Annotated in this window: 13 protein-coding genes; 6 read left to right on the top strand and 7 right to left on the bottom strand. The window is 65.6% G+C overall.

What is annotated here, in order from left to right; all coding sequences use genetic code 11:
• The first annotated feature begins 27 nt into the window (after positions 1–27).
• The 4 genes from AACH87_RS03245 to AACH87_RS03230 all read left to right on the top strand — a co-directional run bounded on the left by AACH87_RS03245 (position 28) and on the right by AACH87_RS03230 (position 3,573).
• On the top strand, positions 28–792 hold the full coding sequence (locus AACH87_RS03245) for an SURF1 family protein (RefSeq protein ID WP_338798835.1): 765 nt from the start codon (positions 28–30) through the stop codon (positions 790–792).
• Positions 776–2,158 (top strand): ATP-binding protein, encoded by a 1,383-nt coding sequence (locus tag AACH87_RS03240; RefSeq protein ID WP_338797293.1) that lies wholly within the window; start codon positions 776–778, stop codon positions 2,156–2,158. The genes AACH87_RS03245 and AACH87_RS03240 overlap by 17 nt, the downstream gene beginning before the upstream one ends.
• Positions 2,148–2,681 (top strand): response regulator transcription factor, encoded by a 534-nt coding sequence (locus tag AACH87_RS03235; RefSeq protein WP_338797292.1) that lies wholly within the window; start codon positions 2,148–2,150, stop codon positions 2,679–2,681. Before AACH87_RS03240 ends, AACH87_RS03235 begins: the two co-directional genes overlap by 11 nt.
• Positions 2,682–2,832: 151 nt before the next feature.
• Entirely contained in the window at positions 2,833–3,573 is a 741-nt protein-coding gene (locus AACH87_RS03230; RefSeq protein WP_338797291.1) for a sulfite exporter TauE/SafE family protein, read from the top strand.
• Positions 3,574–3,663: 90 nt separating this feature from the next.
• Here the strand turns inward: AACH87_RS03230 and dtd are convergent, their stop codons facing one another.
• From dtd to AACH87_RS03195, 7 genes are all read right to left on the bottom strand, one after another.
• Positions 3,664–4,137 (bottom strand): D-aminoacyl-tRNA deacylase, encoded by a 474-nt coding sequence (dtd, locus tag AACH87_RS03225; protein WP_338797290.1) that lies wholly within the window; start codon positions 4,135–4,137, stop codon positions 3,664–3,666.
• 82 nt (positions 4,138–4,219) lie between these two features.
• Positions 4,220–5,029 (bottom strand): amidohydrolase family protein, encoded by an 810-nt coding sequence (locus AACH87_RS03220; protein ID WP_338797289.1) that lies wholly within the window; start codon positions 5,027–5,029, stop codon positions 4,220–4,222.
• A 2-nt stretch (positions 5,030–5,031) separates the two neighbouring features.
• Positions 5,032–6,042 carry a tripartite tricarboxylate transporter substrate binding protein gene (locus tag AACH87_RS03215; protein WP_338797288.1) on the bottom strand — a complete coding sequence of 337 codons (1,011 nt, stop codon included), beginning with the start codon at positions 6,040–6,042 and terminating at the stop codon, positions 5,032–5,034.
• Between the two features lie 94 nt (positions 6,043–6,136).
• The gene (locus AACH87_RS03210; RefSeq protein WP_338797287.1) at positions 6,137–6,886 is read right to left on the bottom strand and encodes a GntR family transcriptional regulator; all 750 of its coding nucleotides are present in this window, start codon (positions 6,884–6,886) and stop codon (positions 6,137–6,139) included.
• A gap of 130 nt (positions 6,887–7,016) precedes the next feature.
• The gene (locus tag AACH87_RS03205) at positions 7,017–8,018 is read right to left on the bottom strand and encodes a tripartite tricarboxylate transporter substrate-binding protein (RefSeq protein ID WP_338797286.1); all 1,002 of its coding nucleotides are present in this window, start codon (positions 8,016–8,018) and stop codon (positions 7,017–7,019) included.
• 154 nt (positions 8,019–8,172) lie between these two features.
• Complete coding sequence (gene dbpA, locus AACH87_RS03200) at positions 8,173–9,585, bottom strand: ATP-dependent RNA helicase DbpA (RefSeq protein ID WP_338797285.1); 1,413 nt, start codon at positions 9,583–9,585, stop codon at positions 8,173–8,175.
• Between the two features lie 80 nt (positions 9,586–9,665).
• Positions 9,666–10,925 carry an MgtC/SapB family protein gene (locus tag AACH87_RS03195; protein WP_338797284.1) on the bottom strand — a complete coding sequence of 420 codons (1,260 nt, stop codon included), beginning with the start codon at positions 10,923–10,925 and terminating at the stop codon, positions 9,666–9,668.
• A 146-nt stretch (positions 10,926–11,071) separates the two neighbouring features.
• Here AACH87_RS03195 and AACH87_RS03190 point away from each other — a divergent pair, with 146 nt between their 5' ends.
• Both AACH87_RS03190 and AACH87_RS03185 read left to right on the top strand, forming a co-directional pair.
• On the top strand, positions 11,072–12,571 hold the full coding sequence (locus AACH87_RS03190; RefSeq protein WP_338797283.1) for an AMP nucleosidase: 1,500 nt from the start codon (positions 11,072–11,074) through the stop codon (positions 12,569–12,571).
• Between the two features lie 40 nt (positions 12,572–12,611).
• Positions 12,612–13,769, top strand: coding sequence for a GGDEF domain-containing protein (locus AACH87_RS03185; protein WP_338797282.1), 1,158 nt, complete (start codon positions 12,612–12,614; stop codon positions 13,767–13,769).
• The last annotated feature ends 79 nt before the right edge of the window (positions 13,770–13,848 follow it).

Here is a 13,848-nt window from a genome sequence, read left to right as displayed (position 1 = left end):
CGCCCGCACTCCCATGCAACTCTGGCGATGCTCACCCTGGTGGGCATCGCCCTTTTTGCGGGGTTCATCTCTTTGGGCGTGTGGCAGGTGCAACGCCGGGCCTGGAAGCTGGACCTGATCGAGCGGGTCAACCAGCGTCTGCAATCCGCCCCCGTTCCCCTGCCCCCATCTACCGAATGGCCTGGCATGGACGCCACGCGTGCCGAGTACCTGCCCGTGCGCCTGCAAGGCGTGTGGCTGGCAGACAAAACGGCACTCACCCAGGCCACCACTGCGCTGGGTGCCGGGTTCTGGGTGATGACGCCGCTGCAACTGGCCGAAGGGGGACAGGTGCTGGTCAACCGGGGCTTTGTTCCACAGGAACAACGCGCACAGTGGCAAAAGCCAGCATCCGCTCCTGAACCCGTCTCCATAGAAGGTGTGGTGCGGATGAGCGAACCCGGCGGCGGCTTTCTGCGCCGCAACGACCCTGCGCAGCAGCGCTGGCATTCGCGCGATGTGGCGGCCTTGGCCCAGAGCCTGCAATTGCCCCAGGCCGCCCCCTTCTTTGTGGATGCGGGGCTGCCTGATCGCACATCGGCCGCACAGGCCGAGGTGGCTGGAGCCAGCCAGGGCCCCTGGCCGCGCACGGGCCTGACGGTGGTGCGCTTTTCCAACAGCCATGCGGTGTATGCACTGACCTGGTTCGGATTGGCACTCATGGTTGTGGGGGCGGCGGTGGTTGTGGCACGCTACGAGCTCAGGCTGCGTGCGGCCCACCCTCCACTTCCCGCCCATGACCAGCAGCGCTAACCCCTCTACCCCCACCTTGGCCGCTGACAAGACCTCAGCGCCGCCACCCGAACTGCCCGCCCAGAGCAAAGCCAGCTCGGCCACCACCTCAGCCGGGTTGCGCAATCTGCACCAGCTCATCCAGTTACGGTGGATTGCGGTGGTGGGCCAATTGCTCACCATTGAAGCCACCTACTACAGCCTGGGCCTGCCCCTGCCCACCCAGGCCATGCTCAGCATCGTGGCGGGCATGGTGGTGTTCAACATCATCAGCCTGTTGCGCTGGCGCACCCGCCGCCGGGTGCACGATATCGAACTCTTCATCGCTCTGCTGATTGATGTAGGGGCGCTGACCGCCCAGCTGTACCTGAGCGGCGGCATTGGCAACCCGTTTGTCTTTTTGTACCTGCTGCAGATTGCGGTGGGGGCCATGCTGCTGCGCGGGGGTTACATCTGGTCCATCGTGGTGGTGGCGTCAGCCTGCGTGATGCTGCTGGCCCAGCACAGCAAGCCCCTGCCCCTGGCCACCAATGTGCACGACGGCTGGGCCAGTGCCTATGTGCTCGGCCTGCTGGTGTGCTTCATGCTCAATGCCATTCTGGTGGTGATTTTCATCACCCGCATCAGCCACAACCTGCGCAGGCGGGACGCACGGCTGGCAGCCGTGCGCCAGCGCGCTGCCGAGGAAGAACACATCGTGCGCATGGGCTTGCTTGCATCGGGGGCCGCCCACGAGCTGGGCACCCCGCTGGCCACCATGGCCGTGATCCTGGGGGACTGGAAGCGCATCCCGGCCCTGGCAGCCGACAAGGTGCTGCAGGAAGAGATTGCCGAAATGGAAGCCCAGGTCAAACGCTGCAAAACCATTGTGAGCGGCATCCTGCTCTCGGCCGGGGAAACCCGGGGCGAATCGTCCAGCCAGACCACGGTGCGCCACTTTCTGGACACCGTGGTGCAGGACTGGCGTGACACCCGCTGGGTGGACCACTTCGGGTATGAGAACCACATCGAAAGCGACCTGCCCATGGTGGCCGATGCCACCCTTGAGCAAATGGTCTTCAATGTGCTGGACAATGCCAGGGATGCGTCGCCGCACTGGGTACACCTGCAGGCCCAGCGCGACGCAGACGCATTGCGCATCGTGGTCACCGACCAGGGGCCCGGTTTCTCCTCGGAAGTGCTGTCGCACGTGGGCACCCCTTACCAATCCACCAAGGGGCGTCCCGGAGGTGGACTGGGTCTGTTCCTGTCGATGAACGTAGCGCGCACCCTGGGGGGCAGCGTGGTGGCACGCAACCGGCCTGAGGGGGGCGCTGAAGTCACCATCACGCTGGCGCTGTCGGCTATCACACTGCAAGAACCCTTGCCTGAGGACCATGGACACTGAACGCCTGCTGCTGATCGTGGAGGACGACGACTCCTTCGCCCGAACGCTGGCCCGCTCGTTCGAGCGCCGCGGCTACCGGGTGCTGCACGCCGACAGCATGGCCCGCATGGAAGAGCTGCTGGCCGACAACGTGCCGCAATACGCCGTGGTCGACCTCAAGCTCAAGGGTGAAGCCACCGGCCTGGCCTGCGTGCGGGCCTTGCACGAGCACAGCAGCGCCATGCGCATCGTGGTGCTGACCGGATTTGCCAGCATTGCCACAGCGGTGGAAGCCATCAAGCTCGGGGCGGGGCACTACCTTGCCAAGCCCTCCAACACCGATGACATCGAAGCGGCGTTTGGCCTGGCCGAAGGCAATACCGAAGTGGAACTGACCAATCGGTCCAGCTCCATCAAAACCCTGGAATGGGAACGTATCCACGAAGTGCTGGCCGAAAGCGACTTCAACATCTCCGAAGCCGCGCGCCGCCTCGGTATGCATCGCCGCACCCTGAGTCGCAAGCTGGGCAAGCAGCGGGTTTAGAGCAGCTCTCAGCGTGCCCTGCATTCATCACTTTCACGCAAAGCTCATTGAACCTGCGCGTCCGTGAACACGGGGCCCGCACCACCTAAGATTCTCCTCCTCACATGCCCGCGCCCATGTAGCGCAGCGCAACCCCACGCCTGGAGGAGACATGTTTGACAGTGCCTTGCTGCTGACCGCAGCGTTTGTGGCCGGTGCCCTGAATGCGGTGGCCGGAGGCGGCAGCTTTTTGACCCTGCCCGCGCTGGTGTTCACCGGCGTGCCCCCGGTGGCGGCCAATGCGACCGGAACGGTGGCTCTGCTGCCCGGCTATGCCGCGGGAGCCTGGGGCTTCCGGGAAGACACGGCCCCACCACCCGGCCTCTCGATGCCGCTGGTGGTGCTTCTTTCCCTCATCGGTGGGGCTGCGGGCGCGGGGCTGCTGCTCATCACGCCAGACGTCACGTTCCGCAGGGTGGTGCCCTGGCTGCTGCTGGCGGCTACCGCCCTGTTTGCCTTTGGCCCCCAATTGCGCAGCAGGCTGGCGGGCGGCCACCCGTCTACCGCCAAGGCCACCGTGGGCCTTCTGGCCGTGGCGGCCTATGGCGGCTACTTCAATGGCGGGCTGGGCATTCTGCTGCTGGCCTTGTTCGGCTTGCTGGGGCAAACCCAACTCCACGCGATGAACGGCCTCAAGAACTGGGTCTCTGCCCTGCTCACCGCCATTGCGGTGGTCATCTACGCTGCAGGCGGCGTGGTGCAATGGCCTCAGGCGCTCTTGATGATGGTGGCCGCCACCGCGGGCGGCTACGGTGGGGCCAGGGTGGCCCGGCGCATCCCCCCACAATGGCTGCGCGCAGGCATTGTGGTGACGGGGCTGGTGATGGCAGGAATATTTTTCTGGCGGCAGTGATGACGTAGCCAGAATTGTCGCCCTCACCCATTCAAGTAAAAATGGCCTCCAGCGCTTATGAATCAAGCGCAGGCAGCTATCAAATTGATATCAACCTGCCACTGTAGCGGGCGCGATGCGCAGGGGGATCGTCACCGGCCCGTCGTTGACCAGATGCACCTGCATATCGGCGGCAAACTGGCCCGTGGCCACGTCGGGATGCAGGGCACGCGCACGGCTCACCAGGTAGTCGTACAGCCTGCGCCCTTCGTCAGGGGCTGCTGCCTGCGTGAAGCTGGGGCGGTTGCCGCCGGTGGTGTCGGCGGCCAGTGTGAACTGGCTGACCAGCAGCAGGCCCCCGCAGGTGCCTTGCCCGTCCAGGTCTTGCACGCTCTTGTTCATCTTGCCGGCTTCGTCCGAGAAGATGCGCAGCTTGAGCAGCTTGGCCAGCAGCTTGTCGGCCTCGGCCTCCGTGTCGCCCCGCTCGGCGCACACCAGCACCATCAAACCCGCGCCAATGGCCCCCACCACTTGGTTGGCCACTTCTACGCGGGCCTGCCGCACACGTTGCAATACTGCGATCACGAAATGCCTCTTTGCACTGTTCTGTCGAACCCGCCATTGTGCAGGCGGCAACAGCTGCTGCTGCAAGCCGCTCACTCTCATGTCAGGCGTAAAGCGTGGCTCCGGCGTGCAACACCTGCTGGGCACGCTGGTGCCCCAGCGCCTGCACCACGGGGGTCCACACCGATGCATAGGGCGGCATGCTCTCGGGGGCGAAGGAAGTGTGCGGCCAGTCGGAGCCCCACACCATGCGCCCGTCAAACAGGGTAGCCACCCGTTCGATAGCGGCGTGCAGTGTGCTGTACGGCGCGCTGGCCTGCAGGCGGTACCAGCCTGACAGCTTGATCCAGGCCCCGGCCTGTGCCAGCCGTGCGAGCGTGGACCACGCCTCGTCCTCCGCGGGCAGCAGGGCATGCATGCCGGCCAGGTGGTCCAGCACAAAGGGCAGGCCGGTTTCTGCCTGCAGTGCGGCAATCTGCGCCAGATGCTGAGGCGCGGCATACCACTGCACATGCCAGCCCAGTGCGCGCAGGCGGGGGCTGAGCGCGCGCAGTGCCTCAGGGCCATTGCCCACGGGCGATACCAGGTTGAAGCGCACACCACGAACACCTGCCGCGTGCATGGCCTGCAACTCTGCGTCGGTCACATCCACGTCCACCACCACCACCCCGCGATGGCGTCCGGGCTCGCGCTGCAGGGCTTGCAGCAACACCTGGTTGTCGGTGCCGTACACGCTGGGCTGCACCAGCACCAGATGCGCCACGCCCAACGCGGTGGCAGCGGCTTCTATGCGCTCCAGCGGCTGGTGGGCGGGCTGGTAATGCCCGGCCTGGATGGGTGCGCTGGCGTCAAACACATGCACATGGGCATCCCACCCTGCGGGCTGGATGACGGTGGACTGGGGCTGCACCATGCTCAACCCGCCACGATCTTGCGCTCGCGGATCACCTTGGCCCACTGCGCCTGCTGTGCCTGGATGAACTTGCCTGCACTGGCCTGACTGGCGTCGGCAAACACATCTCCGCCCAGGGCGCGGATGCGGCCCAGCACTTCCGAATCGGCCAGCGCCTTGCGAATTCCGTCCACCAGCCGTGTGCGCACATCGGCTGCAATACCGGCGGGGGCCAGCACGGGGTTCCACTCCAGCACCTCGTAGTTGGGCACACCGGCTTCGGCCATGGTGGGTACATCGGGCAGCGAACGGGCGCGCACCGGGGCCGTCACCGCCAGCGCCTTGAGCTTGCCCGACTGGATATGCCCCAGCGATGACGCCACATTGGCAAAGAACAGGGGCACTTGGCCGCCCATCACATCGTTCATGGCCGGGCCGCCGCCACGGTAGGGAATATGGGACAGACGCACGCCTGTGCGCTCTTCAAACAGGGCACCCGCCAGGTGTTGCGCCGAACCATTGCCTGACGAGGCATAGGCCACTTCGTCCGGCTTGGCCTTGGCACGGGCAATCACCTCCTTGACGGAATTCACGCCAAAGCCGGGGTGGCATACAAGCACGTTGGGGAAGGTGGCCAACACGGCCAGGGGCACAAAGGCTTTGTTGCTGTCGTAGGGCAGCTTGGGATAGAGAGACGGGTTCACCGCGAAGGAAGAGGCATCCAGCAGCAGCGTGGTGCCATCGGGTGTGGCACGGGCCACGGCCGAGGCCGCGAGCTGGCCGCTCGCACCGGGCTTGTTGTCCACCACCACACTCTGACCCAGGGCTTCGCCCAGACGGGGCGCGATGATGCGGGCCATCAGGTCGGCACCACCGCCTGCGGGATACGACACCACCAGCGTGATCGTCTTGCCGCCCGCAATGGGGGCGGCAGTGGCGTGCCACGGAGCGGCCACAGCGGCGGCGGCCGAGGCCATGAGCACTTGCCGACGCGACAGCGTGGCGCTCGGCGAGATGGGGTTCTTCTGTGTCATGCGAGTTCCTCTGCTGGTTGTGATGGAAATGCGGGCAAGGTGTGAGAGTGATGCCTGGGTGGAAAGGCTGCGGGTCTTTCCACACACTCAGGCATCAAGTCAGATGCACGGTGTAGTGAAAGGCATGGGCATCGCCCCAGGTGGTACGCCATTCCACGCACCGACCGGCCAGATTGAAAGCCTTGCGGCGCACCACCGCGCAGGGGTGACCCGGCGACAACGCGAGGTGGTGGGCCACATCCGCAGGCAGGGCCCCAAAGCCGATGTCATCTGACGCGCGGTGCACATGCACATGGCAGCGCTGCGCAAACATGGGGTACAGCAGGGGTTCCCAATGTTGGGGCTCATCCTGCTCCAGCGCTTTGAACAGCTCGCAAGGCAGCCAGATGTGCTCGAGCAGCCGCGGCTGCCCGGCCAGCAATCGCAGCCGCTCCAGCCGCAAGACTGCAGCCCCCAGTGGCAGGCCCAGGGCACGCGCAACCTCTGCAGTGGCTGTCATGCGTTGCCGAGAAAGGATGCGCGACTCCGGAGCTTGCGCAGCCTGGCCGTCAGCGCTCGCACCGTCCCACTCGTCGCCAAACCGGAAGAAACGGAGCATGGAGGCCCCGGGAATGCCCGAGCGCACGAAGGTTCCGCGCCCATGCACGCGCTCGATCATCCCTTGCTCCGTCAGCAACTGCAAAGCGCGGCGAATCGTGCCCAAAGCTACCGAATGGTCGTGCGCCAGCACCTGCTCCGCCGGCAAGGCGGTGCCCGGCAGCCACTCGCCCCGCACGATGCGCTGGCGCAAAACGTCGGCCAGAGCCGCGTAACGGGCCATGCCTTGGGGGTGGGGAGTGGTCATAAATAGATATAGTCCTCTATAGGACTTTAGTGTACCAAGAAGGGAGACGGGTCAAGTTTGCGAAGCCTCAAGCAACGCCCTGTCTCACCTCGGCATCAGGCTGGGAGAAGGCACCCAGCCCTCGCCTGATTCAGTCCACCTTGATCTTGCGCGCGGCAATCACCCGCCGCCACTGGACTTGCTGGCTTTTGATGAACCCGGCCGCAAGTCCGTCGGTGGCATTGGGAAAAACCTCCCCGCCCAGCGCCTGCACGCGGGCTACGACCTCAGGGGCTTTCAGGGCCTTGTTCAATGCCTCAAACAACCGCTGGCGTTCTGGCTGGGAGATACCGGACGGTGCCAGCACGGGATTCCATTCCTGCACCTCGTAGTTGGGCACACCCGCTTCTGCCATGGAGGGCACCTGGGCCAGCACCTTGGTGCGGCGGCGCGATGTGACGGCCAAGGCCCGCAGCTTGCCCGACTGCAACTGCTCACGCGACGAAGCCACGTTGGCAAAGAACAGCGGCACCTTGCCGGCCACCACATCCGCCAGCGCCGGGCCGCCGCCTTTGTAGGGCACGTGCTTGAGTGACACCTGGGCCAGATCTTCAAACAGTGCGCCTGCCAGGTGCTGCGCTGAACCATTGCCCGAAGAGGCGAACGCAATCTCATCGGGCTTGGCTTTGGCCATGCGGATCAGGTCCGCCACCGTGGATGCTTCAAAGGAAGGGTGGCAGACCAGCACGTTGGGAAACACGGCCAGCACACCCAAGACGGAGAAGGCTGCGTCGCTGTCGTACGGCAGCTTGCCAAACAAGGAAGGATTGACCGCAAAAGAAGAGGCATCCAGCAGCAGCGTGCGCCCATCAGGAGCGGCTTGTGCCACATGGGCCGCGGCCTTCTGGCCGCTGTCGCCAGGCATGTTTTCCACTTCCACCGGAGCACCCAGCGCGGCGCCAAAGGCCGGGGCGATCAGGCGGGCCATCAGGTCCGCGCCACCGCCCGCGGGGTAAGACACCACCAGCCGCACCGCCTTGGACTGCGCCCGGCCCAGCGCGGGGGTAGCGATGGTGGCCGCTGCGGCCAGAGCGCGCGACAGGATTACACGACGGGTGGATGGCGGGAGGGCTTGAGGAAGGAGAGAAGTCATTGGGAGTCGCAGAAGGAGTTCACACAACGGGAACGTCACTTTCCGCAAAGAATGTCAATGACTGTTAACCCGAACTTCCCGAACTCTAAGCACCCGCCCCCTGGCCGACAAGCGCGAAATGACGGTTGTCGTGCGCAGGCGACGCGACGAGCGTTCAGTCGCGCTCGTCTTCAATCAGACGGGCTTTGACCGTTTTGCCCTTGATGCGCCCATTCTGCAAACGCTGCACCACCATGCGCGCCACCGACCGCTCCACTGCCACATAGGTGGAAAAGTCGTTGACGTTGATCTTGCCGACCTGTTCGCGAGTCAGGCCCATTTCGCCGGTCAGGGCGCCCAGCACGTCACCGGCGCGGATCTTTTCCTTGCGCCCGCCCACGATCTGGATCGTGGCCATGGGGGGCACCAGGGGGCCATCGCCCGCAGGCTGCAGGTCTGCCAGCGCAAACCATTTGGACTCCCGCCCCTGCAGCACCTCGATCTTGCCCACGTAGCCCATCTCGTCCATGCTGGCCAAGTTCAGTGCCAGGCCCTGCGCCTCGCCACGGCCCGTGCGGCCGATGCGGTGGATGTGCACCTCGGGGTCAGGGGTCACATCCACATTGATGACTGCTGCCAGGTTGGCAATGTCGATCCCGCGCGCAGCCACATCGGTGGCCACCAGCACCGAGCAGCTGCGGTTGGCAAACTGCACCAGCACCTGGTCGCGCTCACGCTGCTCCAGCTCGCCGAACAGTGCCAACGCACTCACGCCCTGCGCACGCAGCACGGCCACCAGGTCACGGCACTGCTGCTTGGTGTTGCAAAACGCGATGGACGACTCGGGTCGGAAATGCGCCAGCAACCTCGACACCACATGCAGCCGCTCGCTGTCCTTGACCTCATACCAGCGCTGCTCGATCTTGCCCTCGGCGTGCTGGGCCTGCACCGTGATCTGCACCGGCTGCTTCATGAACTGTGCGCTGAGCTTGCCAATGCCCTCAGGGTAGGTGGCCGAGAACAACAGGGTTTGCCGCTCTTTAGGGCACTGGCGTGCCACCGTCACGATGTCGTCAAAGAAGCCCATGTCCAGCATGCGGTCGGCCTCGTCCAGCACCAGGGTGTTGAGGGCTTCCAGCGTCAGGTTCTGCCGATCCAGGTGGTCCATCACGCGGCCAGGGGTGCCCACCACAATGTGCGCGCCATGTTCCAGGCTCATGGCCTGTCCGCGCAGCGGCACGCCGCCGCACAAGGTCACGACCTTGATGTTTTCTTCCGCGCGCGCCAGGCGGCGGATTTCTGTGGTGACCTGGTCGGCCAGTTCACGCGTGGGGCACAGCACCAGTGCCTGCACCGCAAAGCGGCGGGGGTTAAGGTTGGCCAGCAGGGCCAGGGCAAAGGCGGCCGTCTTGCCGCTGCCGGTGCTGGCCTGTGCGATCAGGTCCTTGCCCAGCAAGGCCGTGGGCAGGCTGGCGGCCTGGATGGCCGTCATGGAGGTGTAGCCCAGCTGCTGGAGGTTGTCCAGCATGGCCGGGCTCAGGGCCAGCGTACGAAAGTCCGTGCTGGCTTGGTTTTCTTTGGAAGTCATGGGGTGAGATTATCCGGCCCCATGCAAAAACGGCCTGTTCAAAGCCCTTGCCAAGCGGCGTCAGAGCCCCTTACACGACCTCACAGCAACAACATCACCCCCACAAAAGCCAGCGTGTGCGCAAACACGCCAGGGGCCACCGCCGCTGCATAGGCCCCGCCACCGCTTACCCAGGCCACCACGCTCTTGCTCACGGCATGCACCAGCAGCGCGGCCATCAGTGCATGCTCTACCGCCGCACCGGCCACCTCGCCCGGCACTGCGTGCATCAATACCGCAGCCGTGGCGGCATGCACATCCGCCAAGGCGGCAATCAACGCGCCTGCCAGCATCCCGGCGTCGCCCTGTGTGCGCTCCAGCCAGCGCACTCCCACCTGAATGCCAGTAAGCAGCAGCGCTATCAGCACCACATCGCGCAGCTTGAACATGGGCGCATCTGCGGCGGATGCGCCCGTAGCTGCAGTGGATATTTGCTCTCCGGCACCGCGCAGCAGCCACAGGCTCCACGCGGCAGCCACCACACCGCCCGCCAACGAAGGCAGCGCCAGGCGCAGCAGCCACTGCGGCTGCACCGTAGCAGCCACCACCAGCACATGCAGCATGGTGGCCACACAAGACATGACAGCACCACTGGCCTGCACCCGTGCGCCAGCCTTGCCCGCCCGCACATCCATGCCCAGGCTGGCGATGGTGGCCGTGCTGGAGACAAAGCCGGAAGCCAGCGCAGACAGCGCCATGGCCTGACGCGCCTGCATCAACCGCCGCGCCACATGGGCCAGCGACTGGATGAGCAGCAGCACGATCACCAGCCTGAAAACCACCTGCGGGTTCAGCAGCCCCTGCACCAGCGGCTGGTTGGGCACCAGCGGAAACACCAGCAGTGCCAACGCCGCCAGCACCAGCCCGCTACGTATTTCACCCGGTTGCAACCACTGGTTGGAGAACTGGTGCAACGGCCCGCGCAGGGCCAGAAGCCCGGTCACCATGACGGCCAGCGCCGCCCCCAGCAAGCGGTTGCTGGCGCACAGCACCCCGATCAGATAGGCCAGCAGCAGGGCCATTTCGGTGGCCACGCCGGGGTCCTCGGTGCGGTCCCGGGCATAGGCCACCACCCCCAGGGCGGCAACAAAAGCGGCCCCCACGCCCAACAACACCACCGAGCCAGACAACGCCGCCGCCGCGCCCGCCAGACTGGCCAGCGTAAAAGAACGCACTCCCGCCAGCGCCCGGTGTGGGCCGCTGCCCTTGCGGCGCTCGCGCTCAATCCCCATCAGCAAGCCGCAGCCCAGCGCACTCGCCAGCACTGCCAGCGCCGCGTAAAAAACCGGCAAGTCCTGCATGCGTGCTCCCCACTCCTGTTTTTTCGACCGTGCCAACGTTACCCCAGGCGGGACGCATCTCGGCTGTCACAGAACAAACAGCGCAGGAAAAGACCACGCACGCGCCCCGTCATCCCCTTGCCCAGTCTCTTGTGGACAATAGCGCCATGGCCCCCACATCTTCTGACTTCATCGCTCCCACCCGGCACACCACGGCAGCCTCTGCGCTGGCCCAGGTGCACCACATCTACAACCACCAGATCGGCCTGCTGCGCGACAGCATGCAGCGCTTTGTGGCCGGCGAAACCCTGCCCGGCCACGTGCGCGCCTGCTACCCCTATGTGCGCATCCAGACTGACACCGTCTCGCGTGCCAAGCCCAACCCCGACATCGCCCACCTGGCCTACGGCTTTGTGGCAGGCCCCGGCCGCTACGAAACGACGCTGACCCGCCCCGACCTGTACCACGAGTACTACCTGGAACAGTTCCAGCTGCTGCTGCAAAACCATGGCGTGGAGCTGGAAGTGGGCACCAGCCACCAGCCCATTCCGGTGCACTTCTCGTTCAGCGAGCACGACCATGTGGAAGGCCAGATGAGCGCCGAGCGCCGCACCCTGATGCGCGACGTGTTCGACCTGCCCGACCTGGCCGCCATGGACGACGGCATTGCCAACGGCACCTGGGAGCCCAAGCCCGGCGAGGCGCAGCCCCTGTCGCTGTTCACCGCGCCCCGCGTGGACTATTCACTGCACCGCCTGCGCCACTACACCGGCACCTCGCCGCGTGCGTTCCAGAACTTTGTGCTGTTCACCAACTACCAGTTCTACATCGACGAGTTCGTGCGCCTGGGCCATGAAGAAATGGCCAAGCCGGACAGCGAATACATCGCCTTCATCGAACCCGGCAACGTAGTCACCCGCCGCGTGGGTTTGAGCGCCGAGCCCGGCGACGAGCTGGGCGCACCGCCCCCGCGCCTGCCGCAAATGCCCGCCTACCACCTGGTGCGTGCCGACCACAGCGGCATCACCATGGTCAACATCGGCGTGGGCCCCGCCAACGCCAAGAACATCACCGACCACATTGCCGTGCTGCGCCCCCACGCCTGGCTCATGCTGGGCCACTGCGCCGGTCTGCGCAACAGCCAGCAACTGGGCGACTACGTGCTGGCCCATGGCTATGTGCGCGAAGACCATGTGCTGGACGAAGAACTGCCGCTGTGGGTGCCCATCCCGGCACTCGCTGAAATCCAGCTCGCGCTGGAATCTGCCGTGGCCGATGTGACCGGCGTGAGCGGGGCCGACCTCAAACGCATCATGCGCACCGGCACCGTGGCCAGCACCGACAACCGCAATTGGGAGCTACTGCCCGACAACCAGCCCCAGCGCCGCTTCAGCCAAAGCCGCGCCGTGGCGCTGGACATGGAAAGCGCCACCATTGCGGCCAACGGTTTCCGCTTCCGCGTGCCTTACGGCACCCTGCTGTGCGTGAGCGACAAGCCCTTGCACGGCGAAATCAAGCTGCCCGGCATGGCCAACCACTTCTACCGCGAGCGCGTGGACCAGCACCTGCGCATCGGCATCCGCGCGCTGGAGATGCTGCGGGCCGAAGGCATGGCCCGCCTGCACAGCCGCAAGCTGCGCAGCTTTGCGGAAGTGGCTTTCCAATGAGCCACAGCGGCGCGCCACGGTGCGCGGCCGCTGACGGTGTATGAAGCTGGATTTCCTCACGCTGATGGCCGTCATGGCCACGAACCTGTTTGCGATTGCGGCGGCGCTGCCGCTGGTGATGGGTCGCAGCGTGAGCCAGGCCGCACGCAACGTGCAGGCCAGCATGCTTTTGCAGGGGGTGGCCTGGGCCGCCATCATTGCGTCGTCGTCCGTGTGGGACCAGGCGCTGTCCACCCTCTCCATGGCATGCAATGCGTGGGCGCAGTGGCTGCTGTACCGCGCCCTGCGCGAGTGGCTGGGCGCGCGTCCGTTCAAACGCACCCTGCTCGCGCTGGTGTGCCTGATGCCACTGGGCTACGCCCTGGGGTTTGGGCACTATGCGTTCCGGGTGGGCTGGGCCAATTTCCTGATGGCAGCCATTCTGGTGATTGTTGCGCGCGCCACGATGTACCCGGCCACCCCGTCCACCCCCGCCGATACCCGGTGGCGGCGCACCCTCATGCTGTGCCTGCTCACCTCGGCGGGCTTTACCCTGGCCCGGGGCGTACTGGGCGCGTTTACGGACCAGTACCCCAGCTTCCGCACGCCTCACCCTGTCAACCTGGCAGCGGCCCTGGCTACCAATGTGAGCCTGGTGTTGGGCACGGTGGCCGTTCTGGTGGCATGGCATGCCGAGGCCGAGCGCAAGCTGCATCGGCTGGCCATGACCGATGGACTCACCGGGCTGGCCAACCGGCGCTCGTTTGCAGACCAGGGGGCAGCGATGATCTCGCACGCCCAGCGCCACGGCCTGCCGCTGACGGCCTTGATGCTGGACATCGATTACTTCAAGCAGATCAACGACACCATGGGCCACGAAACGGGTGACCGCGCCCTGCAACTGTTTGGCAGGCTGCTGCAGGAATGCCACCGCAGCGGCGACATGGTGGGCCGCCTGGGCGGGGAAGAGTTTGGCGTGCTGCTGCTGCACAACAGCGCCCCCGCCGGAACATCCTTTGACCGCAGGCTGCGCATGCGACTGGCCGAGGCCAGCCTGAGCGAGCTGGGCTTTACGCTGGACTACAGCGCAGGCATGGCCGTGCTGGGGCCGCAGGACCACGACCTGGCACCGCTGATGGCCCGCGCCGATGCGGCGCTGTATGCTGCCAAGACCAGTGGCCGCGGGAGGCTGGTGGCCGCACCTGCGCCAGAGGTGTAACGCTACATTTTTAATAGCTAATTGCGCTTTCTCCATAAGCGCTACAGGCACTTTTCACCCGTACACCGAAGAGGCCGAC

This window comes from Acidovorax sp. DW039 (genome assembly GCF_037101375.1).
In the GTDB taxonomy this organism is placed as follows: domain Bacteria; phylum Pseudomonadota; class Gammaproteobacteria; order Burkholderiales; family Burkholderiaceae_C; genus Acidovorax.
Note: the sequence above shows the minus strand (reverse complement) of the source record. Positions and strands in the feature narration are given on the sequence as shown.

Excerpts from the sequence above, each read along its gene's own strand:
- AACH87_RS03190 (WP_338797283.1), top strand. The coding sequence starts at position 11,072 with ATGGCCCCCACATCTTCTGACTTCATCGCTCCCACCCGGCACACCACG.
- AACH87_RS03240 (WP_338797293.1), top strand. The coding sequence starts at position 776 with ATGACCAGCAGCGCTAACCCCTCTACCCCCACCTTGGCCGCTGACAAG.
- AACH87_RS03230 (WP_338797291.1), top strand. The coding sequence starts at position 2,833 with ATGTTTGACAGTGCCTTGCTGCTGACCGCAGCGTTTGTGGCCGGTGCC.
- AACH87_RS03210 (WP_338797287.1), bottom strand. The coding sequence starts at position 6,886 with ATGACCACTCCCCACCCCCAAGGCATGGCCCGTTACGCGGCTCTGGCC.
- AACH87_RS03220 (WP_338797289.1), bottom strand. The coding sequence starts at position 5,029 with ATGGTGCAGCCCCAGTCCACCGTCATCCAGCCCGCAGGGTGGGATGCC.
- AACH87_RS03245 (WP_338798835.1), top strand. The coding sequence starts at position 28 with ATGCTCACCCTGGTGGGCATCGCCCTTTTTGCGGGGTTCATCTCTTTG.
- AACH87_RS03205 (WP_338797286.1), bottom strand. The coding sequence starts at position 8,018 with ATGACTTCTCTCCTTCCTCAAGCCCTCCCGCCATCCACCCGTCGTGTA.
- AACH87_RS03235 (WP_338797292.1), top strand. The coding sequence starts at position 2,148 with ATGGACACTGAACGCCTGCTGCTGATCGTGGAGGACGACGACTCCTTC.
- AACH87_RS03215 (WP_338797288.1), bottom strand. The coding sequence starts at position 6,042 with ATGACACAGAAGAACCCCATCTCGCCGAGCGCCACGCTGTCGCGTCGG.
- AACH87_RS03195 (WP_338797284.1), bottom strand. The coding sequence starts at position 10,925 with ATGCAGGACTTGCCGGTTTTTTACGCGGCGCTGGCAGTGCTGGCGAGT.
- AACH87_RS03185 (WP_338797282.1), top strand. The coding sequence starts at position 12,612 with ATGAAGCTGGATTTCCTCACGCTGATGGCCGTCATGGCCACGAACCTG.
- dbpA (WP_338797285.1), bottom strand. The coding sequence starts at position 9,585 with ATGACTTCCAAAGAAAACCAAGCCAGCACGGACTTTCGTACGCTGGCC.